The sequence below is a fragment of the uncultured Deefgea sp. genome (assembly GCF_947072475.1).
Taxonomy (GTDB): Bacteria; Pseudomonadota; Gammaproteobacteria; order Burkholderiales; family Chitinibacteraceae; genus Deefgea.
In genome coordinates, this window is the sequence record NZ_CAMTIA010000018.1 from 1 (window position 1) to 22006 (window position 22006).

22 protein-coding genes are annotated in these 22006 nt (G+C 48.8%); 12 read left to right on the top strand and 10 right to left on the bottom strand.

The window, feature by feature from the left end:
• The first annotated feature begins 247 nt into the window (after positions 1-247).
• Entirely contained in the window at positions 248-784 is a 537-nt protein-coding gene (locus Q0V82_RS07935; protein WP_297574426.1) for a phasin family protein, read from the top strand.
• A gap of 114 nt (positions 785-898) precedes the next feature.
• Here the strand turns inward: Q0V82_RS07935 and bamC are convergent, their stop codons facing one another.
• Both bamC and dapA read right to left on the bottom strand, forming a co-directional pair.
• Positions 899-2047, bottom strand: a complete 1149-nt coding sequence (gene bamC / locus Q0V82_RS07940) for an outer membrane protein assembly factor BamC (protein ID WP_297574428.1) — start codon at positions 2045-2047, stop codon at positions 899-901.
• Positions 2048-2078: 31 nt separating this feature from the next.
• The gene (gene dapA / locus Q0V82_RS07945) at positions 2079-2954 is read right to left on the bottom strand and encodes a 4-hydroxy-tetrahydrodipicolinate synthase (protein ID WP_297574430.1); all 876 of its coding nucleotides are present in this window, start codon (positions 2952-2954) and stop codon (positions 2079-2081) included.
• A 531-nt stretch (positions 2955-3485) separates the two neighbouring features.
• Here dapA and nagE point away from each other — a divergent pair.
• From nagE to Q0V82_RS07960, 3 genes are all read left to right on the top strand, one after another.
• Positions 3486-4988, top strand: coding sequence for an N-acetylglucosamine-specific PTS transporter subunit IIBC (gene nagE, locus Q0V82_RS07950; RefSeq protein WP_297574432.1), 1503 nt, complete (start codon positions 3486-3488; stop codon positions 4986-4988).
• Between the two features lie 83 nt (positions 4989-5071).
• Positions 5072-5509, top strand: coding sequence for a glucose PTS transporter subunit IIA (locus Q0V82_RS07955; RefSeq protein WP_297574435.1), 438 nt, complete (start codon positions 5072-5074; stop codon positions 5507-5509).
• Between the two features lie 103 nt (positions 5510-5612).
• Complete coding sequence (locus tag Q0V82_RS07960) at positions 5613-7643, top strand: prolyl oligopeptidase family protein (RefSeq protein WP_297574438.1); 2031 nt, start codon at positions 5613-5615, stop codon at positions 7641-7643.
• Positions 7644-7710: 67 nt separating this feature from the next.
• Here Q0V82_RS07960 and Q0V82_RS07965 read toward each other — a convergent pair whose 3' ends face one another.
• From Q0V82_RS07965 to Q0V82_RS07975, 3 genes are read right to left on the bottom strand one after another with little or no spacing between them, the layout of a single operon-like run.
• The gene (locus Q0V82_RS07965) at positions 7711-7971 is read right to left on the bottom strand and encodes a DUF2164 domain-containing protein (RefSeq protein ID WP_297574441.1); all 261 of its coding nucleotides are present in this window, start codon (positions 7969-7971) and stop codon (positions 7711-7713) included.
• Positions 7972-8026: 55 nt separating this feature from the next.
• The gene (locus tag Q0V82_RS07970; protein ID WP_297574444.1) at positions 8027-9121 is read right to left on the bottom strand and encodes an anhydro-N-acetylmuramic acid kinase; all 1095 of its coding nucleotides are present in this window, start codon (positions 9119-9121) and stop codon (positions 8027-8029) included.
• A 16-nt stretch (positions 9122-9137) separates the two neighbouring features.
• Complete coding sequence (locus Q0V82_RS07975) at positions 9138-10472, bottom strand: peptidoglycan DD-metalloendopeptidase family protein (protein WP_297574447.1); 1335 nt, start codon at positions 10470-10472, stop codon at positions 9138-9140.
• 323 nt (positions 10473-10795) lie between these two features.
• Here Q0V82_RS07975 and Q0V82_RS07980 point away from each other — a divergent pair, with 323 nt between their 5' ends.
• Positions 10796-11620 (top strand): SAM-dependent methyltransferase, encoded by an 825-nt coding sequence (locus Q0V82_RS07980; protein ID WP_297574450.1) that lies wholly within the window; start codon positions 10796-10798, stop codon positions 11618-11620.
• A gap of 146 nt (positions 11621-11766) precedes the next feature.
• On the top strand, positions 11767-12426 hold the full coding sequence (locus tag Q0V82_RS07985; RefSeq protein ID WP_297574453.1) for a hypothetical protein: 660 nt from the start codon (positions 11767-11769) through the stop codon (positions 12424-12426).
• Positions 12427-12682: 256 nt separating this feature from the next.
• On the opposite strand, the gene tyrS is transcribed toward Q0V82_RS07985, so the two are convergent.
• The 5 genes from tyrS to Q0V82_RS08010 all read right to left on the bottom strand — a co-directional run bounded on the left by tyrS (position 12683) and on the right by Q0V82_RS08010 (position 19371).
• The gene (gene tyrS, locus Q0V82_RS07990) at positions 12683-13957 is read right to left on the bottom strand and encodes a tyrosine--tRNA ligase (RefSeq protein ID WP_297574455.1); all 1275 of its coding nucleotides are present in this window, start codon (positions 13955-13957) and stop codon (positions 12683-12685) included.
• A 64-nt stretch (positions 13958-14021) separates the two neighbouring features.
• Positions 14022-14696: a lipoprotein-releasing ABC transporter ATP-binding protein LolD gene (lolD, locus tag Q0V82_RS07995; RefSeq protein WP_297574457.1), complete on the bottom strand. Its 675-nt coding sequence runs from the start codon at positions 14694-14696 to the stop codon at positions 14022-14024.
• Positions 14689-15930 carry a lipoprotein-releasing ABC transporter permease subunit gene (locus tag Q0V82_RS08000; protein WP_374758535.1) on the bottom strand — a complete coding sequence of 414 codons (1242 nt, stop codon included), beginning with the start codon at positions 15928-15930 and terminating at the stop codon, positions 14689-14691. Before Q0V82_RS08000 ends, lolD begins: the two co-directional genes overlap by 8 nt.
• Before the next feature lie 108 nt (positions 15931-16038).
• Positions 16039-18675, bottom strand: a complete 2637-nt coding sequence (gene adhE / locus Q0V82_RS08005) for a bifunctional acetaldehyde-CoA/alcohol dehydrogenase (protein ID WP_297574460.1) — start codon at positions 18673-18675, stop codon at positions 16039-16041.
• A gap of 201 nt (positions 18676-18876) precedes the next feature.
• A complete protein-coding gene (locus Q0V82_RS08010) occupies positions 18877-19371 on the bottom strand; it encodes a hypothetical protein (RefSeq protein WP_297574461.1) in 495 nt (164 codons plus the stop codon).
• Between the two features lie 180 nt (positions 19372-19551).
• On the opposite strand from Q0V82_RS08010, the gene Q0V82_RS08015 reads away from it, so the two are divergent.
• The 6 genes from Q0V82_RS08015 (at position 19552) to Q0V82_RS08040 (ending at position 22006) form a co-directional block, all read left to right on the top strand.
• Positions 19552-19773, top strand: a complete 222-nt coding sequence (locus Q0V82_RS08015) for a hypothetical protein (RefSeq protein WP_297574462.1) — start codon at positions 19552-19554, stop codon at positions 19771-19773.
• Positions 19770-20087, top strand: coding sequence for a hypothetical protein (locus tag Q0V82_RS08020; protein WP_297574463.1), 318 nt, complete (start codon positions 19770-19772; stop codon positions 20085-20087). Before Q0V82_RS08015 ends, Q0V82_RS08020 begins: the two co-directional genes overlap by 4 nt.
• A gap of 94 nt (positions 20088-20181) precedes the next feature.
• A complete protein-coding gene (locus Q0V82_RS08025) occupies positions 20182-20427 on the top strand; it encodes a hypothetical protein (protein ID WP_374758536.1) in 246 nt (81 codons plus the stop codon).
• A 16-nt stretch (positions 20428-20443) separates the two neighbouring features.
• Positions 20444-21589 carry a phage/plasmid replication protein, II/X family gene (locus Q0V82_RS08030; RefSeq protein WP_308445220.1) on the top strand — a complete coding sequence of 382 codons (1146 nt, stop codon included), beginning with the start codon at positions 20444-20446 and terminating at the stop codon, positions 21587-21589.
• Positions 21586-21828 (top strand): hypothetical protein, encoded by a 243-nt coding sequence (locus Q0V82_RS08035; protein ID WP_297574467.1) that lies wholly within the window; start codon positions 21586-21588, stop codon positions 21826-21828. The genes Q0V82_RS08030 and Q0V82_RS08035 overlap by 4 nt, the downstream gene beginning before the upstream one ends.
• A 10-nt stretch (positions 21829-21838) precedes the next feature.
• A complete protein-coding gene (locus Q0V82_RS08040; RefSeq protein WP_297574469.1) occupies positions 21839-22006 on the top strand; it encodes a hypothetical protein in 168 nt (55 codons plus the stop codon).

Sequence of the window (22006 nt, forward strand, 5' to 3'; positions counted from 1 at the left end):
CCTTTGGTGTTGGATAAAAAAACCATTGGTTTATTTTACGGTGATAAACGTGAAGCCCAATCGTTGGTGATTACGCCTGAGCAATTAAATTTGTTAAAAACGCTGCGTAATCAAGCGGCATTGGCCATCAAACAAAAACAACACAGTGGCTAATGTTGCACCGCACAAATAAAACTTGACATTCATCGGCCGCAAGCTAAAAATGTCAATTGATGCAGTGCACAATTTAACCATTTGGAGAATCTACATGTTTAATGCTCAACAACAGTTTGCTGAACTTGGCCAAGCTCAATTAGAAAAATCTTTACGTTTAACCAACATCGCTTTAAGTGGTGCTGAGCGTTTGTTTCAGTTGCAAATGGGTATCGCACGTGATTTGTTGACTGAAAACGCAAAAACTGCACAAGCTTTGTCAGGTGTTAAGTCAATCCAAGATTTGGTTGAATTGCAAAAAGGCCTAGCGCAACCGAATGTTGAGAAAAGCATTGCCGTTGCGCGCACCGTGTATGAAGCCGCGAGCAGCACGCAAGCTGAATTGAATAAATTGGTTGAAGAGCAAGTGCTTGAGTTCAATAAAAACCTAGTGACTACTTTGGACAAAGCTGTGGCACAAACGCCAGCAGCCAGCCCAGCGGTTGCTGCAATGAAAAAAGCGGTTGAAAGCGCAACTAGCGCTTACGATGCCATCAACAAAACCAGCCAACGCATTGTGACTAACCTCACTGATGCCACGGTTGCTGCGGTAGAAACTAGCGCAAAAACTGTAGCTCACGCTGCGAAGTAGTTTGTTTTAGGCATAAAAAAATCGACCTTCGGGTCGATTTTTTTATGCGGCTTTCTTCGGTGAAGTATTGGCAGCATGAGCACAATCGCCCGTACTGCCAACACGCCGAAATCTTTATTTCAATTGCTGTAGCAAATCTTGCAAGATTTGTTTGCTATTGGCATCGCTTTCACCACCATTCAGAGGCTTGGCGATGATGCGCGTGCGATCAAGCTCTTGTTTGAGTTGAACTTGATATTGCTGCATTGGGGTTTGTTTTGGATTTTCTTTGCTGCGCCAAAATGCCAAGCTACCTAAATAATCGCTTTCTTTTTCTTTCGAAATATTGGCGGCAGCGCGCTGCACAATAAATGTACCGTCGTTGCGATTACGATCTTCAACGGTGTAGCCAATTCGATCAAAAGCCAAGCCCACACGGCGCCAAGCGCGATCATACGTGTCTTTTAATTCCAACTGATTGCCCGCTGAGTTTAGCGTGGCGCGTGATGGAATCGTCGTCGCCGTTTGCATCGCGGTGGCCGCTTGCTCTTTGCTCATGCCAAATTGCTGTAGCATCAACTTAAGCATTTCAGCATCTAACTCAGGATCAGATGGTCGTGGTGTCCAGATGGTTTTGCCACTGCCGCCAGCGGCCGAGACTTTAGCTTCTTCTGAACCATCGGCAAACACTTCACGCATACCACGATGCGTCACGTAGATTTCAACCGTGCCCGGCTCGATACCACGCTCAATGCGGGTACGGTAGCGATCAAGCTCACCAGTCGAGATAAAACCGTCGGCCACTTTACGTAACAAGTTGGTCACAAAGTCGCCCGGTAAAGCCGCACGATTTTCTAGCCAGTCGGTCTCCATAACGCCAGTTTGCTCATTGTCTTGTGTGAGCAAAAAGCCATGGCTAAGCCAAAATTCACGTAATTCTGGCCAAACTTTAGCTGGGTCTCCTTTGACGACTAACCAGCGTGCACCATTGGCTTGCATGATTTTGGCGTTTTCATAGGTTGGTAAAACGCTAGCCGTATCGCTACTGGATTTTTGGGTTTGCGCTTCATTGGCCAGCACGGCGCTCTTCGGTACGACGTAGTTGTTATTCACATTTACCGCGGTTAAATCCGGCGGCACTTCGAGTGAATTTTTGGCTAAATTGTCGCTGCCACCCCGATAATCAACTTTGCTTTGCATTAGCAATTGATCGGTAGAGCAGCCCATTAGGCTGCCAATCATGAATGCGCTTGATAGATATAAAGCTAATTTCTTTTGCTGCATGTTTGTATCCGTATAGGTGGACGACACAAAGTTATAAAGCACCCGCCTGAATCAGCGCTTGGCGCACTATACCCTGAGCACTCTCTGTAAGGCGAGTTAATGGCAAACGAATCCCTTCTGGCACTCGCCCCATTGTTTCCAGCGCCCATTTGACGGGGATTGGATTGGCTTCAACAAATAAATGTTTATGTAGACCTTGCAAGCGATCATTGATGTCTTTGGCGGTTTTAATGTCGCCGACTAATGCCGCCGCGCACAGCTCATGCATGGCTTTAGGCGCCACATTGGCAGTCACTGAAATGGTGCCGTGCCCACCGAGCAAAATAAACGGCAAGGTTGATGCGTCGTCGCCGCTATAAAAAGCAAAATCTTTTGGCGCGCGCAGCATTAAGTCAGCAGCGCGTTCCATATTGCCGGTCGCATCTTTAATGCCGACGATATTAGGTAACTGAGCCAATTGCAGTGCAGTATCGTTCGATAAGTCACACACGGTGCGCCCTGGCACGTTATACAGCAGGGTCGGCAAAGCGGTATTTTCTGCAATGGCTTTAAAGTGAAGATACAGCCCGTGCTGCGATGGTTTGTTGTAATAGGGGACGACACTTAAGCCGTAATTAGCACCTACTGACAACGCGCGTTGCGAGAGGTGAATGGCTTCGCGGGTTGAATTCGCTCCGGTGCCGGCAATGACTGGGACCCGGCCCGCCGCTTGCTCGACGACCACTTTAACAATCTCGATATGTTCATCCACTGAGACCGTGGGTGATTCTCCTGTGGTGCCAACGGCCACCAAACCGTCAGTGCCTTGTTCAATATGCCAATCGACCAGCTTTCTAAGCGCTGAAAAATTGATTTGACCATCCGCATCCATCGGAGTGACTAATGCAACTAGGCTTCCTGTGAGCATGAGCAAATTTTACCAGTGAGCAAAAGGGGATCATTCTAACCGAAGCAATTCACTCACGAAACCGACTTATTCCATTCAAAGCATGAAATCTTGGTATTTTTGATGCGGATGGGATTTTATTTGCCGCAATTTACTGCTTTGTATGTAAGTATTTGTAACAAATGTTAAAGAAGTTGCAAATGCCATTGAGCTTGTTGAGCAAACTCAACAATATGGCAAAACTTGTAGCAGAGAATGTGTTTGGGTTTGGGTTGTTATGGAAAAAGTATCGACAAAGATCGAAACCATTCATGCGATCTACACCGAATCAAGAGCAGGGCGAGTCGTCGAATGTCAGGCCGTATTGGCATAAGCAGACTCAGTTTTCGATTGCAGTTGGCTCGGTGTGGTGTATTTTTCAGTCAATTTTTGAGTGGCAAATACATCGGCGCATGAATAAGTTCAGCTGTTTCTTCTACAAGCGAATAACACTGCATGCAGTTAAAGGTGCAGATCACCATTTTGGTGAACATGTAAAAAAGGGGATGCGTCGTGAATATTTTAGGTTATTTACAAAAAATCGGCCGTGCGCTGATGGTGCCGGTGGCCACTTTGCCAGCCGCTGCAATTATGATGGGTATTGGTTATTGGATTGACCCAACAGGTTGGGGTGCTGACAGTGCCACTGCCGCCTTCTTGATCAAGGCCGGCGCTGCAATTATCGACAATATGTCGATTCTATTTGCAGTCGGTGTTGCATACGGTATGTCAAAAGATAAAGACGGTGCTGCGGCACTGGCCGGTTTGGTGGGCTATTACGTATTGACGACACTGTTGTCGCCAGGCGCGGTATCGCAAATTCAAGGCATTGCACTGCAAGACGTGCCAGCTGCCTTTGGTAAAATCAACAACCAATTTGTCGGTATCTTGACCGGTGTGATCGCGGCTGAAATTTACAACCGCTTTAGCCAAGTTGAGTTGCACAAAACGCTGGCCTTCTTTAGTGGCCGCCGCTGTGTGCCAATCATTACCTCGTTTGCGATGATTGTTGTTGCCTTTGTCTTGATGGCAGTTTGGCCAGTCATTTACAACGGCTTGGTTAACTTCGGGATGAGCATTAAAGATATGGGCCCGACAGGCGCTGGTATCTATGCCTTCTTTAACCGTTTATTGATTCCAGTTGGCTTGCATCACGCCCTGAACTCAGTATTTTGGTTTGACGTTGCCGGTATTAACGATATCCCTAACTTCTTGGGTGGCGCTAAATCCATCGCTGAAGGTAAGGCGGTTCTCGGTGTGACGGGTATCTACCAAGCGGGTTTCTTCCCAATCATGATGTTTGGCTTGCCAGGCGCTGCATTGGCGATTTACCACACTGCAAAACCTGAAAACAAAGCCCGCGTAGCATCCATCATGATCGCAGCTGGTTTTGCTTCATTCTTTACCGGTGTGACTGAACCGCTTGAATTCTCATTCATGTTCGTAGCCCCAGTATTGTATGTATTGCACGCGTTCTTGACCGGTATCTCGGTTTATATCGCCGCCAGCATGCAATGGATTTCTGGTTTTGGCTTTAGTGCCGGTTTGGTGGATATGGTCTTGTCTTCGCGCAATCCATTGGCCAAAGACTGGTTCATGTTGATTGCTCAAGGCGCAGTCTTCTTTGCAGTGTATTACTTCGCTTTCCGCGCAGCGATCACAGCCATGAATCTGAAAACACCAGGTCGTGAAGACGACATCATCGAAGAAATCGCAACACCAGAATCTGCAGCTGCTTCTGCTGTCGCAGCTTCAGGTAGCACGGCCGAATTGGCCATGGCGTATGTGACTGTGGTTGGCGGTGCCAGCAATGTGACCAACGTTGATGCGTGTATCACTCGTTTGCGTTTGTCAGTGGTTGATGCTGATTTGGTGAACGAAGCGGCAGCAAAAAGCTTGGGTGCCAGTGGCGTGATCAAATTGAACAAACAAAGTGTACAAATCATTGTTGGCCCTAAAGCTGAATTGATTGCTGACGCTTTGCGGATTCAGTTGGCGTCTTCAACAAAAAAGTAACGGAAGTTGCGCCTGCTGCTGCACCCGCAGCGGCGAGCGTAGCACCCGTAGTAAATCGCAATGAAACGATCCTATTAGCACCGATGAGTGGTGAAGTGATTGCGATCGAAGCAGTACCTGATGCGGCATTTGCCAGTAAAGCGGTGGGTGAAGGTGTTGCCATTCGCCCGACCGGCAATATCGTCGTAGCGCCTTGTGATGGTGAATTGGTCAAGATTTTTAATACCAATCACGCCTTTGCTTTGGTGACGGACTCAGGCGCTGAATTGATCGTGCATATTGGGATCGAAACAGTGAAGTTAGGCGGGCAAGGTTTTACCCGTCTCGCACAGGAAGGCGCACGTGTTAAAGCGGGCGATCCTGTTTTGGAATTGGACCTTGATTACTTGGCCACTCACGCCGCGTCGATCATTAGTCCAGTGATTTTGTCCAACGCCGATCAGTTCCAAGCACTAGAAAGTGTGGCGAGCGGTTCGGTTGAGGCAGGCAAAACTGTGCTGTACACCTTCAAAGCCAAGTAATTCATTGGCACTTTAAAAAGCCACGAGCTAGCTCGTGGCTTTTTTGCGTTGAAAGCTAGCGCCATTGGCGTATATTGACGCGCTTCTCGTTAAGTTGCTGCCTATGCCACACTCAGATCCTTTTGTTTTTCTTGAAAACCACGATCAAGCGCAAAGCTGGATTGCGGCGCAAAATCAACGCTGCCGTGCGGCCATTGATGCCGATCCAAGATTTACTGTCATGACTGAGCAAATCTTGCAGTTGAGTCAAAGCCAACAACAAATCCCATATTTTGCCCAGCATGGCGACTGGCTGTATCATTTTTACCAAGGCAGCACGCAACCGCGCGGGGTTTATCGTCGAACCACATTGGCGTCGTACCAAAGTGCCGATCCGCAATGGCATATTGTGTTTGACCTAGACCAATTGGCGGCGCATGAAGGGGTTGAATGGCAGTTGGCAGGGATTTCGCATTGCATCTTACAAGCCAATCTATGCCTCATTAGCTTGAGCATCAGCGGCTCAGACGGGCATGTTTGCCGTGAGTACGATGTTGAGCAGCAAGGTTTTGTTGCCAACGGCTTTCAATTGCCCTTTGGTAAAAATGTCATCCATTGGCGCGACGCCAATAGCGTTTTTGTTGCGCCAGCTTGGGACGAGAGTCAGCTGACGCAAGCGGGCTTGCCGTGTGAAGTGTGGCTATTGCAGCGCGGGCAAGCTTGGGATGACGCAGACAATTTGGTGGTGCTGCCAGAAACAGCGCTCAGGGCGCAGGCGTGGCGTTTTTTAGATGGCGACCTCACGGTGTTTGATGTGATAGAAGCCGCGCACAGCCTTGATCAAAAAGCCTATTACCACCTGGATGATGACTTGCAATTGCAGCATTTGCCACTGCCTTTGCGTTGCGAAATTTTGGCGTATAGCCATGGTGATCTCATCGTTAAATTAGCCAGCAATTGGTCGCGACAAGGGCAGGTTTACCCGGCTGGCGCATTGTTGGCGGTGGCGTGCAATGCAAAAACCGCGCAATTGGGGCGAATTAAGCTGCTCATTGCGCCAACAGCACAGCAAAGCATTCAAACCATTGAGGCTACATTTAACGGCCTAGTGGTGCTGATGCTCGATTGCGTTAAAAGTCGGGTGCTTGGCTTTGTTTGGCAACAAGGGGGGTGGCAGCAGCAACCCAATTTATTGCCTGAGGGTGGCGTGATCGAATTTGTTGATCAGCCTTGGCAAACTGATATTTTGTATTTTAACTACAGCGATTTTTTACACCCAGCCTCGCTGTATCGTTACGACTTAATGCGCCCGCAAGCGCCAGAATTATTGCGCCAACAATGCCCCGCATTTGATGCTCAGCCTTTCGTGCAGCAACAGCGCTTTGCCCGCGCCAAAGACGGCACGCCAATTCCTTATTTTGTCGTGCATCATCAGTCCATCGTCTTGAATGGGCAGACGCCAACCTTGCTGTATGGTTACGGCGGATTTGCTCAATCTTTGTTGCCGTATTACGTTGACCATCTGGGGCCGCAATGGTTGGCTAAAGGCGGGGCGTTTGTCGTGGCCAATATTCGCGGCGGCGGCGAGTTTGGCCCAGCTTGGCATCAAGTGGCGCAAGGCGCTGCGCGGCAAGTGAGTTTTGATGACTTTATTACCATCGCTGAAGACCTCATTGCACAAGGATTGACCGCCCCGCGCAGATTGGCGATTCAAGGCGGTAGTCATGGCGGCTTATTGGTCGGGGCCTGCATGACGCAACGTCCAGAATTATTTCAAGCCGTTGTTTGCGAAGCGCCGTTGCTGGATATGTTGCGCTATACCGAGCTGGGGGCGGGCGCCAGTTGGTTGGCCGAATATGGCGACCCAACGGTTACTGAGGAGCGGGCTGTTTTAGCGGCGTATTCGCCATACCAGCAGGTCGCACCCGCCAGCTTACAGCGTTACCCCGCCGTATTGTTGACTTGCGCCAGTCATGACGATCGAGTGCATCCGGCGCACGCGAGAAAAATGGCGGCAAAACTGATTGATCAAGGTCATCAGGTGCTGTTTTTTGAGAAAGCGCAGGGTGGCCATCAGCATGGTTATTCGGCGCTCGAAACAGCGCAAGAGCTCAGTCGGGCTTTGATTTTTTTGCAGCAACAATTGATGGATTGAAATCAAGAGTTGCATTGGGGTATCTTGATCTAGCCTTTATTAAATAAAAGCTAGATTGATATACCCATTAGCGTTGGGTTTTTTTGTTCCAATATCCTGAGGCGATTTCAAAGCAGTGCTCCGGGAGCGTTTCCACTTGTTGCGCTAGATGATTCTGCGCGTCGCGAATCGCTTGGTTGTAGATATGTGGACCAATTTCACGCAGTACAAAATCCAGCACCAAAGTCGCTTGCAGCTCGCCAATATCGGCATCAAGCTCTTCTCGGCAATAGCGTTGAATGGCTTGCTGTAATTGTGGGTGTAGCGATTTGTCGATTTTAATGCTCATAGGCTGTGGTGTATTTGAGTTGATTGGTGGTGTCAGTGCTTTGATTTTGCTGAATTTAGTTTGGCCAGATGGCCCCTAAAATACGAGGGCCTTGCGCGCCGGTGACTGCTGGCAAATTGGCGCTCTGCCCGTTAATGCAACGTTCGGCCAGCCATGCAAAAGCAAAAGCTTCAACCCAATCGGGGTGGATGCCAACGCTGGCGGTGCTGCTGACCGGGCAGGGGAGTTGCTCGGCCAGTAAACGCATTAGTTGCTGATTGTGCGCGCCGCCACCACACACCAATGTTTCATCGGGCTGACCTTGGCTTAAGATAGCTTGGCTGATGCTGTTGGCGGTCAATGCACATAAAGTCGCTTGCACGTCAGCAGGCTTGTCGTTTCGACCTGCCAAATACTGACCCAACCAGGCTTGATGAAATAAGTCGCGGCCGGTGCTTTTAGGCGCGCTAAGGGCAAAAAATGGTTCGTTAAGCATGCGCGTCAGTAAATCGGGCAAGATTTGACCGCTGGCGGCCCAAGCACCATCGGCATCGTAATGCGCGCCGCCATGCTGATGAATCCACAAATCCATTAATACATTGCCCGGGCCACTATCAAAGCCAGTGATGTGCTGGTTTGGACCTAGCCAACTTAAATTGGCAATGCCACCAATATTGAGGATCACTCGATTGTGGTCTGGACTGGCAAATAAAGCGTGATGAAAAGCCGGCACCAACGGCGCACCTTGCCCGCCCGCAGCGACATCGCGAGATCGAAAATCACCGACCACGGTGATGCCAGTATGTTCCGCCAGCAAAGCATGGTTGCCGATTTGTAGCGTATACCCCAACTCGGGTCGATGACGAATGGTTTGTCCGTGATTGCCAATCGCCCGAATGTCACTGGCTTGGTACGGTGTAGTTTGCAGTAAAGCTTTGACCACCTCGGCACACGCTAAGCTGTGCGCGTTGGCGGCCAGTTGCGCCAAATGAATTTCATCGTGCGCAGGACTTTGCAATTGCAATAATTGCGCCCGCAGTGCCGAGGGCAATGGCGCACCCAAACTAGCCAACAGTTGCGGTGGGCTGGACGCCATATCCACTAAGACGGCATCAATGCCGTCCAAGCTGGTTCCTGTCATAAGCCCAATGTAAAGGTGACGCTGCGCCATTGCTATTTCCTGTCAATTAATCCAATTTGGCCAATTCTACCTTGCTCAGTAGCGCCAGTTGTTGCTTTGTGCGCAAGACATGCGGTTTAAATTGGGCCAATTGCGTGGCATTGAGGGGTTTGCTATTGGGTAGTTTTAAGGTTAATGGATTGACCTGCGTGCCTTTGACCTTGAATTCATAATGCAAATGCGGCCCCGTTACGCGGCCAGTGCGGCCCACTGCGCCAATTACGTCGCCTTTTTTAATGCTTTGTCCGGCTTTTAAACCTTTGGCAAAAGCCGATAAATGCGCGTACAGCGTACTGTATTGGTCGCCATGCTTGATTTCAATAAACTTGCCGTAACCACCGTCTTGTGTGACTCGACTCACTACACCATCGGCCGCGCTATACACCGGGGTACCTGTCGGCGCGGCGTAATCAACGCCTTTGTGCGACTTCCATTTAAATAATACTGGATGAAAGCGACGGGAGAATCCTGAGCTAATACGAGAAAACTTGACTGGGTTGGCTAAAAAACTTTGTCCCGAAGTTTCGCCATTTTGATCAAAATAAGCGCCTTCAATGCCCGCGCCCGCAAACCAAAAGACCTCGTGCGTTTGGCCGTTATTGGTAAATTGCGCGGCTAAAATTCGACCGGTGCGTAAATCTTCGCCGCCGCTTTTTTCAACCTCATAAATGACCGAAAAATGATCGCCAGCTTTCAGGTTGTTGTGAAAGTCAACTTTTTGATCGAAAGCCTCAATCAGTTGCTGCGCAATTTCATCGGGCAAGCCAATGGCATCGGTCGCCCCGTAAAAAGAGCTGCTGATGGTGCCAGATTTTTGCTGCGTATATTTCTCTGCCACTGCCGGTGCAATTTGAGTGCGCAGTTGCTCGCCATCTCGAATCACTTGGATTAATTCACCGGCTTTGTTGAGATAACTCATTTGCACCAAGCGCCCGTCGGGCGTGGTTTGGGCGCGAATTAAGCGGCCAGCCGACAATTCATACAGCACGCGGGCGGCGGGGTCGGTGCGGATAAAATCCCAAGCTTGGCTGTCGCTAATCGATAGTTTGTTGAATAACTTGCCTAGCCCGTCACCGGTCTGAATGATTTCTTCGCGCCAAAATGGCGTATCGCTCTGTACTGAAATGATGTTGGGAGTAATTAGTTGTTGCGTGACTTGGCGCACATTGACCGGCTCGCTTGGGCCGTATTCAACCACGCCGTAGGCGGTCACCATCAAGCTAAGGGGTAAAAACACGGCTGCTGTCAACCATGCTAAATGTCTTTTTTGCCAAGATGCTTGCGTCGAAAGCGCACTAGTGGCGCGCACCTTGGTGAATGATTGCGGTAAAATCCGTTGCATAAAATTCCTAATCCAAACCGCATGCGGGTTAAAACACGCCGATCATGATTGAAGTAACACGGTGTTGCGCCACAAGGCGCAAGCCAGAATGGGTCGCGATTGACGGTGATTTTTAATCCAAAAAACCACAGCACCAAATAGACCATGAGGTCAATTTTTAGTTCGCTACTGTAGCATTGAAACCCATTGCGGCCATTGGCACTTCTTGCGAGTGTAAATAGTCACGCGGGCACTTGAACTGAGTTGATATGTATCTGACGCAACTGGGCAAAAACCCTTGCTGCTAGCGCAATACCCAAAGAATTACTTAGATAGGATTTAAGATGAACGTCATTCCAGAAATTCGCGCCGGCCAATCGATTGAGCTGTTAAAAGCACTGCATATTCTCACGCGCGATGGCAAACTAAACCAAGATAGTCGACGTAAGCTCAAACAGGTTTACCACTTGTTTAACTTTATTGAGCCCTTGCTCAAATCCACACTGGCCGACCATGAAAATGTCACCTTGGTTGATCATGGTGCGGGTAAGTCTTACTTAGGCTTTATTATTTATGATTTGTTTTTTAAAGATAAACCGGCCGGGCATATTTACGGCACCGAGTTTCGGGCTGAATTAGTGCAAAAATCGCGTGAACTAGCCACGCTCTGTGGTTTTGAGCGCATGACTTTTTTGGATATGTTGGTTGAAGACGCCGCCAGCGCCAAAGAAATGCCAGCACAAATCGATATCGTGACGGCGCTACACGCTTGCGATACCGCTACCGACGACGCCATCAAGTTCGGCCTAGAAAAAAACGCCCGTCACATGGTGCTGGTGCCTTGTTGCCAAGCCGAAGTCGCCAGCGTGTTACGCAAGCACAAAAGCAAAGCCTTGGCCAGCACGCCACTGGCGGAAATGTGGCGTCACCCCATCCATACTCGCGAATTTGGCAGCCAGCTAACCAATGTACTGCGCTGTCTGCAGCTACAAGCCAACGGCTATCAAGTCACCGTCACCGAGCTGGTCGGCTGGGAGCACTCGATGAAAAACGAGCTGATCATCGCCAGCCAAAGCAAAGACGCCCCGCGCAAACCAGCCCGTGAAAAAATCGCACAGATTTTGGCCGAAACCAACTTGGGTGATATGACGGGGCGGTTTTTGTACTAAGGTGTGGCGCAACGCTGTTTAATGACGATGGACTGAGCGAGTGAGTCGCAGTCGCTCAGTAGCCCGAGCTCAGTCGATGGGCCGCACCTTTTGCGGCGCAGCCCATCATCCCGAACCGCAAAGTCCCGTACCGAAAAGGGCGCTCAATGCTTGATTTAATTCGATTTTTATACACCCAACGTATCACTGGCTTCGCTGTACCCAGCTCACCCCATTTTGATAGCGATGCATCCAGCGCATGGTTTGAGCAAAAATTAATCGCCGCCACGCATTATCTAGAGTTTGGCTCGGGTGGCTCGACGTACTTGGCCGCCAAGCTAAATAAATCCTTTGTGTGTATCGACTCGGATCGGTTTTTTCTTAAAGCAGTTCTGCAAAAAATCACTGCAGATGGCTGGTTCAATCCTGCTAAGCAGGCTTATTTGCCGAGGCCAATTGGCTTTAGTCGCGAGTGGAGTCAGCCGGTGCTGTGGCGCGGCATCGGCAGGGCGCGCCAAGCGCAATTTGCTCGATATTCTGATTTTCCAATTGAATCACTCAGCAATCATCGTCAGCCGGATTTGATTTTGATCGACGGGCGATTTCGTGCGGCCTGCGCACTCAAAGCGATTCGAGCTTTACCGGCGCAATCAAACTGGACTTTGGTGGTCGATGACTACGTTGGTCGACCTGAATATGAAGTGATTGCAGAATTTGCCGAGTTAGATTGCCTAGTGGGGCGAATGGCGGTGTTTTGCTCAAAAACTACAGGCACGGCAGCGCAATTAGAGCTTGCGATTCAAACTTATGAGCTTGATTTTAGATAAACACTGGCGTGCAATGCACAGCATTGCACGCCCTAACTAGCAAAAATATTACGCCTTGAGTCGCCGCGAATAGCGCGTGAGCCGCGACGAAAAACCAAGCGTCAACAGACCCAAGGTAGGCTCATTCTCACGCTGACTTCAGCGCAAAATCCGCGCATTTAAACTGCGCATCTTTGTAATCAGGCAGTCAATCTGTATTGTCATGTATTGCCATGTAGCGCTTGTAAAATATCGCCTGCATGGCAATACCCAGCAATTACAGCCAAATCACCAGTGCATGGTTTTTCTTGCCACGACGAAGTAGGGTGTAGCGGCCGAATTTGTAGTCGGCCTCGGTAATGGTTGCGGTTAAGTCAGTGATTTTCGCGCCATTGACAATCGCTGCGCCGCTTTCGATGAAGCCACGAGCTTGGCTTTTTGATGTGGCGAGCTCAGTCGATGCCAAGACATCAATCAAGCCATTGGCGTCCCGCGCTAGCTCGAATGTTGGCAAGCCATCGAGCGCCAGCTGTTCAAAATCTTGCTCGGTCAAACCGTTTTGGTCTTCAGCAAATAGCGATTGGCTAATGCGCTCGGCGGCGATGACGGCGTCTTTGCCGTGCACCAGTTCAGTCACTTGCTCGGCCAAAATACGCTGCCCTTCTGGTTTTTTGCCGGACGCCAAGTCGGCCGCTTCAATCGCCGCGATGTCATCCACGCTCAAGAAAGTGAAGTAGCGTAGGAATTTATAAACGTCGGCATCGGCCGTCGACAGCCAGAATTGGTAGAACTTGTACGGTGAGGTTTTTTTGCGATCTAGCCAAATGGTGCCGCTTTCGGTCTTGCCAAATTTGGTGCCGTCTGACTTGGTGACCAAAGGCATGGTCAAGCCATGCACCGATTGCTGACGCATGCGGCGAGTTAAGTCCGTACCGGCGGTGATATTGCCCCATTGATCCGAGCCGCCGATTTGCAATTGGCAACCGTATTGCTCGTTGAGCACCACAAAATCGTAGCCCTGCAGCAGGCTGTAAGTGAATTCGGTAAACGAAATGCCGTCGCCGTCGCGGTTAATGCGTTGCTTTACCGATTCTTTGTTAATCATATTGTTAACGGAAAAATGCTTACCGATATCGCGCAAGAAAGCCAAGATGTCCATCTTGGCGTACCAGTCATGGTTGTTGGCCATGATGGCGGCATTGTCGCCTTCAAAGCTTAAAAACGGTGACACTTGGGCGCGGATTTTGCCGACCCAGCCTTCAATTACATCCAGCGTATTGAGTTTGCGCTCGGCCGCCTTAAATGATGGGTCACCAATCATGCCGGTGGCGCCGCCAACTAGGGCGATGGGCTTGTGGCCGGCTTGTTGAAAGCGCTTTAGTACCAAAATCGGCACCAGACTGCCGATGTGCAGACTGTCTGCCGTTGGGTCAAAACCACAATACAAAGTGATTTTGTTTTCTGCCATTAGTTTGCCCAGTGCGACGGCATCAGTTTGTTGGGCGATCAGGCCGCGCTGTTCTAAGTCAGCCAATAGGTTAAATTGAGTCATTTGGTTTCCTTCTTAATCACAATAATAATGGGTATGTGCTGCTGGGGCATGTTTTAAGCTATGGCTAGCTCAATACCCCAAAATCTAAACGCAGCGCGCGATCGCAGCGCGCGGCCAAATCGGTGTCATGCGTCACAATCACAAAGCCGGTGCCGCTATCTCGGGCTAGCTCCAGCATTAAGTCAAATACCACGCCGGCGTTTTTACGATCCAAATTACCGGTCGGCTCATCCGCCAACACGCAGGCTGGATTGGTGACCAGTGCCCGCGCAATGGCAGCGCGTTGGCGCTCGCCACCCGATAATTCGCTCGGCTTATGGTGGCCACGATGGCCAAGGCCGACTTTGTCGAGCATGGCTTGCGCTTGCGCTAGCGCGGCAGCTTTATTCATTCGGCGAATCAGTAGCGGCATCGCTACGTTTTCGGCGGCGGTAAACTCGGGCAATAAATGGTGAAACTGATACACAAAGCCCAATTGATGGTTGCGCAATAAACCGCGTTCGGTTTCGTTGAGCAAGAATGGATCTTGCTCTAGTAGGCGAACTTCGCCACTGGTGGGTGAGTCAAGCGCGCCAAGGCAGTGTAATAGGGTGGATTTGCCCGAGCCCGAAGCGCCAACAATCGCCACGATTTCGCCGCGACTGAGCTCGAAATTCACCGCACTTAATACCGGCGTTTGCAGTTGGCCAGACAGATAGGTTTTGCTGAGGTTTTTTGCTGAAAGAATAAGCTTACTCATAGCGTAGTGCCTCCGCCGGATTAACGCGCGATGCACGCCAGCTTGGGTAAAGCGTTGCCAATAGCGCCAGTAATAATGAAATAACACCGATGCTGATCACATCGTTGGCGATGATTTTGGATGGCAACTCGGTAATTAAGTACACATCGGCCGACAGAATCTGCGCGCCAATGATTTTTTCAATAAAGGGGACGATGGTGCCAATATTGGCGGCGACCAACACCCCACCGGCGACGCCCGCCGCAGTGCCAATAAAGCCCGAAATCGCACCGTTGACCAAAAATATTTTCATAATCGAAGCAGGGGACGCGCCCAGTGTTCGCAAGATGGCAATGTCCGCTTGTTTGTCGGTGACCAGCATCACCAAGGTCGATACGAGGTTAAACGCGGCAACGGCGACAATCAGCGTCAAGATAATAAACATCATGCGTTTTTCGATTTCGACTGCGCGAAAATACGTTGGGTTTTCTTGGCTCCAATCAGCAACAATCAGCTCAGGTAATGTGCGATTGATTTCTCGAGCGACTTCGCGGGCTTTAAATAAATCGTCGATTTTAAGGCGCACGCCGCTCACTGCTTCGCCAGTGCGATACAGTTTTTGTGCGTCGACCAGATGAATCATCGCCAGATTGGCGTCGTAAGGGTAGTAGTCAGCTTTGAAAATGCCGCCAACGGTAAATTGCCGCATGCGCGGGAGTAAGCCTGCGGGAGTGACTTGTCCTTGCGGGGTAATCAGGGTGACTTTGTCGCCCACGCCCACGCCAAGCTCTTGTGCTAAGGCCCAGCCTAATACCACATTAAACTTCCCTTGTTGTAAGGTATCTAGTCGGCCGCTAACGATTTTGTCGGCTAACTCGCTCACTTTAGGTTCAAGCTCGGGGTTGATGCCGCGTACCAAGACGCCTTTGACTTGGCTGCCATTGGTAAATAAGCCTTGTCCCATCACATAGGGCGCAGCGCCTTTAACTTGCGGATTTTGCGCGCTGATTTGTGCTGCGGCATGCCAGTCTTGTAGGTTGTTGTCGGGGCTAGAAATCGTAATGTGCGAAGTCATGCCGAGCATGCGATTACGGACTTCTTCTTGGAATCCATTCATGACCGACAACACAATAATCAGCGCCGCAACGCCAAGGGCAATCCCCAGGATTGAAACCAAAGAAATAAACGAAATAAAGCCATTGCGCCGCTTAGCGCGGGTGTAGCGAAGGCCAATTAATAATTCATACATGCACAAGCGACCGGTTTTTTGGTGTGGGTGGGCAGTTTACCATGTGGACGTACAATCCTCCGACAGCAAAAAGCCCGCTTTTGCGGGCTTTTTAAGGTTAAATCGAGTTATTTCTTATTTGCTAGCTTTGACTTCAGCGACTACGCCGTAAGTTTCTTTGTAGGCACGGCCGTAGTAGCTATCGATAAGCACTTGTTTAAGTTCGCTAATCAATGGGAAGCGTGGGTTAGCACCGGTACATTGGTCATCAAACGCTTCTTCGGCAATACGGTCAACGCGGGCCATAAAGTCAGCTTCATTAACACCGGCGTCTTTGATCGACATTGGAATGTTCAATACTTGTTTGAGTTCATCCACCCAAGCAATCAAGCTTTCCATTTTTTGGTCGTCATTTTTGCCAGCCAGACCCAAATGCTCAGCGATATCAGCATAACGGCACTTGGCTTGTGGACGATCGTATTGGCTAAATGCAGTTTGTTTAGTTGGAATGTCCACCGCATTGTAACGAATCACGTTGCTGATCAATAGGGCGTTGGCTAAGCCGTGCGCCAGATGGAATTCAGCACCCAATTTATGCGCCATTGAGTGACAAACACCCAAGAATGCATTGGCAAACGACATGCCGGCGATCGTTGCTGCATTGTGAACTTGTTCACGTGCCTTAGGGTCGTTCGCGCCATTGATGTATGACGATGGCAGGTATTGCTTGAGCAATTTGAGCGCTTGCAGAGCATGCGGATCAGAGAACTCATTGGCCAATACCGATACATACGCCTCAAGTGCATGGGTAACCGCATCAATCCCACCAAAAGCAGTCAACGATTTTGGCATGTTCATGACCAAGTTTGAATCGATGATGGCCATGTTTGGCGTGAGTTCGTAATCGGCGATTGGGTATTTCATGCCAGTGACTTCATCCGTCACCACGGCAAATGGCGTAACTTCTGAGCCAGTACCTGAAGTGGTTGGGATGGCAATCAATTCAGCTTTAATGCCCATTTTTGGGAAGGTGTAGATGCGTTTACGGATGTCCATAAAGCGCAGCGCCAAATCTTCAAAATGAACTTCTGGGTGCTCGTACATTACCCACATGATTTTTGCTGCATCCATTGGCGAGCCGCCACCGAGCGCAATAATGACATCCGGTTTGAAGTTGTTGAGCATCGCCACACCTTTGCGAACAACGGCCAAGGTTGGGTCGGCTTCAACTTCGTGGAATACTTCAACTTCTAAGCCTTGTTGTTTTAGAACGCGGATGGTTTCGTCACACATGCCGTTATTGAACAAGAAATGATCGGTAACGATCGCTGCGCGTTTTTTGCTGCCGCCCAATTCTTTAAGCGCAATCGACAAGCTACCACGACGGAAGTAAATGCTTTTTGGAAGTTTGTGCCACAACATATTTTCAGCTCGCTTCGCAACAGTTTTCTTGTTGAGTAAGTGTTTTGGGCCTACGTTTTCAGAAATCGAATTGCCGCCCCATGAACCACAACCCAAAGTGAGCGATGGCGCTAATTTAAAGTTGTACAAGTCACCAATACCGCCTTGTGAAGAAGGGGTGTTGATCAAAATACGCGCGGTTTTCATTTTGTCGCCAAAGTAGGCGATGCGTTCGGCTTGCAAATCTTGGTCGGTGTAGAGTGACGAAGTGTGGCCAATGCCGCCCAAAGCGACCAAGGCTTCGGCTTTAGTTACTGCATCAAAGAAGTCTTTAGCGCGATACATTGCCAAGGTAGGGGAGAGCTTCTCGTGAGCGAATTCTTCTTCTTCGCCAACCGAAGTTACTTCACCGATCAATACTTTGGTGTAAACCGGTACTTTAATACCGGCCATATCGGCAATTTTGATTGCGGATTGACCCACGATATTGGCGTTTAAGCCGCCATTCACCAAGATGACTTTACGCACCGCTTCGGTTTCTTTTTTGCTTAAGATGTAGCCGCCGTTTTGGTTAAAGCGCTCTTTAACTTGCTCGTAGATGCTATCCACCACGATGACAGACTGTTCTGAAGCGCAAACCACGCCATTGTCGAATGTTTTTGACATTAAGATTGAAGCGACTGCGCGTTTAATATCGGCAGTTTCATCAATAACCACTGGGGTATTGCCCGCACCAACACCAATAGCAGGCTTGCCAGAGCTATACGCCGCTTTAACCATACCTGGGCCGCCAGTAGCCAAGATTAAGTTCAAATCTGGGTGTTTCATTAAGTGGTTTGACAACTCAACCGTTGGCTCGTCGATCCAGCCAATAATGTCGCGTGGCGCACCAGCGGCAACAGCCGCTTCTAGGACGATGCGTGCCGCAGCGCAAGTTGATTTGCGAGCACGTGGATGTGGGCTAAATACGATACCGTTGCGAGTTTTCAAAGAAATCAAAGCTTTGAAAATCGCGGTAGACGTTGGATTGGTCGTTGGTACGATGCCACAGATAATCCCGATTGGCTCGGCAATTGTCATGGTGCCGAAAGCATCATCGGTAGACAAAATACCACAAGTCTTTTCGTCTTTGTAAGCATTGTAGATGTATTCAGAAGCAAAGTGATTTTTGATGACTTTGTCTTCAACAATCCCCATGCCGGTTTCGGCAACGGCCATTTTAGACAATGGCAAGCGCGCATCGGCGGCGGCTAAGGCAGCAACACGGAAGATTTCATCGACTTGTTCTTGCGAATAAGTGGCAAACAATTGCTGCGCTTTTTTAACCCGAGCGACCAGTGCATCAAGTTCTTGTACATTAGTAACAGTCATTAGGATCTCCGTATATTTCAGTGAGTGTTGGTGTTTCTGTAAATTATGCACTGATTTCAATTACCAGGCAGTAAAGTATTGTCATGTCTGTTTTGCCATTAGTAGGCTACGGCTTAATTGCGCAATACCTCTAAGTGGTTACGACATGAATCTCTATGTCGCTAGAGTAAACGGCAATTGAGTGGTGTTATTTGATATTTGTCATGTTTTTAACAGAGTAGCTACTGATGTTCGCATAATGTATATTATGTAAAGTAAAGTAACCATCCAGCCAAAAACACCCCAAAATACACCCCCCACACTTGTGAGCACGGTTTTTGAAGCGTAAATCAGCGGGTTTAGACCGTTTTCGGCAACTGCATGTAAGCTTTGAGGGGCGATTGTTCCCCACATCCCGCCAATGAGCACTAGCACCACAATCAGCTTTTTGAAGTGCTCATTATAAAAATTTTGCCAGAAGTTCCTTTTGGCTTCGTTCTTCTCGCGCTCAAGTTCTGAGATTGCGATTACTTCCATTGGATTCATTCCCAAGATCGTCGCCACCTTGCAGGCGCACCAGTTGTCCATCTGGCGTTTTCCTGTCCGGTAGTGACTAACTGCGGCGGTTGACGTTTCCAACGCCTTTGCTAATGCGTAATCGCTTTCAATGCCTAGTGCAGCTTTGCACTTCTGCATCAGCGTTTGCGTTGTTTCCATATTTATTCTCAGTGTTAGATTTTTGTTTTGTTTAGTTTAACCGTCTATCCAGTGCTTGACATTGACTAACAGATGTTACATAGTCGCCCCAATAGCTAACAAGTGTTAGCTATTTCTAGCAGATTTTCCAATTTAGATCAGAAGCTTTTAATGGCACGTATCACACAAGGAAAAATTTAAATGTTAATGAATAACATGCTTACTATCGGAAAAGTTAAAGAAATGCGTATGGATTCTGATGATGAATGCAATGTATTTCTTGATTGCGGCCTGCCCTTCGCTTGCCGCTCGCTGCATTTAATTTTGGCTGATGGCTCAATGGCCACGATCACTTTTCATTTAAGTAATGAAGAATCCCTTAATCTTTGGAATCAGCGTCAATCAAAAGAGGCTGCCAAATGATTTCAGAACTTCGCGCCTTTGTTTCTGCGGCAAATCACCGCGCCATTGCTAATTGTGTAACTGCTCAAGCTGGCGGCTCTTTACGGATTTACGAAAAGGGCAAATTGAATTCATTGCGTTTTAATTTAAGTGCAGTTAATCCAGATTTATTGCAGGTGACAATGATTTTTCATGAGCCTGTCTCTATTTATTCCCATGCAGTGGACGCTTTTACTTCTCGCGTTTCTCACGCCTTTCCAGATGACACCCACGGTTTAGCGATTGCACAAGAGATTCAATCTCAATTTTTCGCCACACAACCCAAATTAATTTAAGGAAAAAATTCAAATGCTAATGATGGTAACTGGTGCACGCCGTGGCTATGGCACTTCTAAAGCTGGCAAGCCTTTCGATATGAGCCAGATTTTTGTGCAAACGGCGCTGGCTGATGCTGATTATGCGACCTCAAAACAAGAGGGCTTTGGTTTTGAGCAAACAGCTTTAGATTGCGTTCAATCTTTGCTGCAAAAAATGAAGCTGGCACAGCTCAAATTGCCGGCATTGCTAGAGCTTGAAATTGGCCACGAATTGCGGTTCGGCAAAATGCAAAGTCTTGTTGTTGATTACAAGTTAGTTGCAAATCCATCTACTGGCGAGCTTCACGCTAAAAATTAAGGCGGCATGTCACACAATGATTGATTGGCTAACCCTCAAACTCGATAGATCGCTTGTACCGCAAGCGGTTTATGACCGAGCGAAGAATCAAAACGGAATGGTGATGTGTATTACCCCTATTCCGCTGGATTCGCCTTGGTTGGACGGCGAAACGCTCGTTCATTCTGATGGTTCGTTAGACACGTCAACTTCTACGTACTCGGCGAATCACCGCACTGTGGTTAATGGTGACGGTGTGGTGATTTTTCGCGGCGTTGTGACTTGGGAAAAAATCAGCAGGGAGTCGATTGGCTCGGATAGTCATCGGCTGGTTGTTGAGCCTGCCCCGCATGCGCTTTGGATCTACGGCAGCCCTGCCCGTGTATCTGAATTAAATAACGTTTTTGGCAAAGAATGTATTCGAGAGTGTGCGCTGGACATGATTAAGTTTGCAGCAAAACATCTCGAATGTATTTTACCTACGCGCCTTGAATCTTGGGACGTAACCCGCGCCGACATTACGCAAAATTACGATTTAGGCTCTGCCGCTGAAGTCCGGCAAGCGCTGTCTTATCTTCGCCAGTCTGAAGGCGGACGACTTCAAGTTAACACCAAAAGCGAAACGATTTATTGGGGTGCAAATTCAAGCCTACGCAAACTGAAGGCGTATCACAAAGGCCCTCATCTACAGAAGCAAGTTAAAAAAAATGAGGCTCAAGCTTCGCACGAAGAATTAGAGCTATCAAATCGACTACTACGCCTAGAACTCACACTGGCCAACCAATTTTGGCGCGAACGCTCAGCAAAGCCTTGGTTCGATTATGAACCGCACGAATTAGAGCAAATGCACCAGCACTATTTTGGTCAGGTTATCGGCAAAATGGAGATTACCGAAATGGAAGACATCCGCACGCCATTGATTGAAGCCGCTAACCGATTGGGCTTTTCCGATGGTCTTGGCCTTGCTGCTTATCGCACTTGGTGCCTGATTAAGTCCATGGGCTTTCGAGAGGCCGAAGATACATTGAGCCGCTCAACACTGACCCGCCATAAGGCGATCATGTTTGAAGCTGGCTTTACTTATGCCGACTTCCACGCGCAAAACATTATCCCGTTCCGTCGTCGCACGATTGAATTGGGCTCGGCTGTGACTTCATGGGATGACATGAGACAGGCTGCATGAGTGAAGAAGTCACGCAAGCCGAACTGGACGCCATTACCGACGATGAAATCAGGGTCTGGCTATATGCCGTAACCAAGATCACTGACGAAACTCGCCCAACAGTTCGCGAAGGCTACATCCGCAACTGGAACGTTAGGCAAAAAATTGTATGTGCCAAGCGTACCGGATTGTTTCAGGAGTTAGCGAAAAAGATTAAATGGATTATTTCTATTTCGGATAGTTTGAAAACGGTTATTTAAGGAATGAATTATGAATGCCTCAGCAGTTGACCCGTTTACCCCTGCTGATTGGGTATTAATTGGAATAGACCCGCAAACAATTGCATTGGTATTTGCTTGGGGTTTTGCTTCTGTCGTCTCGTTTTGGGCGATGGGTTATGTAATCGGTGTAGCAATTCAGCTTATCCGCAAACTTTAA

What these genes read in the sequence shown, in the direction of transcription:
- Q0V82_RS07955 (WP_297574435.1), top strand. Translation starts at nt 5,072, where the DNA reads ATGAGTGGTGAAGTGATTGCGATCGAAGCAGTACCTGATGCGGCATTT.
- bamC (WP_297574428.1), bottom strand. Translation starts at nt 2,047, where the DNA reads ATGCAGCAAAAGAAATTAGCTTTATATCTATCAAGCGCATTCATGATT.
- Q0V82_RS07980 (WP_297574450.1), top strand. Translation starts at nt 10,796, where the DNA reads ATGAACGTCATTCCAGAAATTCGCGCCGGCCAATCGATTGAGCTGTTA.
- Q0V82_RS07975 (WP_297574447.1), bottom strand. Translation starts at nt 10,472, where the DNA reads ATGCAACGGATTTTACCGCAATCATTCACCAAGGTGCGCGCCACTAGT.
- tyrS (WP_297574455.1), bottom strand. Translation starts at nt 13,957, where the DNA reads ATGACTCAATTTAACCTATTGGCTGACTTAGAACAGCGCGGCCTGATC.
- Q0V82_RS08040 (WP_297574469.1), top strand. Translation starts at nt 21,839, where the DNA reads ATGAATGCCTCAGCAGTTGACCCGTTTACCCCTGCTGATTGGGTATTA.
- Q0V82_RS08015 (WP_297574462.1), top strand. Translation starts at nt 19,552, where the DNA reads ATGTTAATGAATAACATGCTTACTATCGGAAAAGTTAAAGAAATGCGT.
- Q0V82_RS07960 (WP_297574438.1), top strand. Translation starts at nt 5,613, where the DNA reads ATGCCACACTCAGATCCTTTTGTTTTTCTTGAAAACCACGATCAAGCG.
- Q0V82_RS08010 (WP_297574461.1), bottom strand. Translation starts at nt 19,371, where the DNA reads ATGGAAACAACGCAAACGCTGATGCAGAAGTGCAAAGCTGCACTAGGC.
- Q0V82_RS07935 (WP_297574426.1), top strand. Translation starts at nt 248, where the DNA reads ATGTTTAATGCTCAACAACAGTTTGCTGAACTTGGCCAAGCTCAATTA.
- lolD (WP_297574457.1), bottom strand. Translation starts at nt 14,696, where the DNA reads ATGAGTAAGCTTATTCTTTCAGCAAAAAACCTCAGCAAAACCTATCTG.
- Q0V82_RS07985 (WP_297574453.1), top strand. Translation starts at nt 11,767, where the DNA reads ATGCTTGATTTAATTCGATTTTTATACACCCAACGTATCACTGGCTTC.
- Q0V82_RS07970 (WP_297574444.1), bottom strand. Translation starts at nt 9,121, where the DNA reads ATGGCGCAGCGTCACCTTTACATTGGGCTTATGACAGGAACCAGCTTG.
- dapA (WP_297574430.1), bottom strand. Translation starts at nt 2,954, where the DNA reads ATGCTCACAGGAAGCCTAGTTGCATTAGTCACTCCGATGGATGCGGAT.
- Q0V82_RS07965 (WP_297574441.1), bottom strand. Translation starts at nt 7,971, where the DNA reads ATGAGCATTAAAATCGACAAATCGCTACACCCACAATTACAGCAAGCC.
- Q0V82_RS08020 (WP_297574463.1), top strand. Translation starts at nt 19,770, where the DNA reads ATGATTTCAGAACTTCGCGCCTTTGTTTCTGCGGCAAATCACCGCGCC.
- Q0V82_RS08030 (WP_308445220.1), top strand. Translation starts at nt 20,444, where the DNA reads ATGATTGATTGGCTAACCCTCAAACTCGATAGATCGCTTGTACCGCAA.
- Q0V82_RS08035 (WP_297574467.1), top strand. Translation starts at nt 21,586, where the DNA reads ATGAGTGAAGAAGTCACGCAAGCCGAACTGGACGCCATTACCGACGAT.
- adhE (WP_297574460.1), bottom strand. Translation starts at nt 18,675, where the DNA reads ATGACTGTTACTAATGTACAAGAACTTGATGCACTGGTCGCTCGGGTT.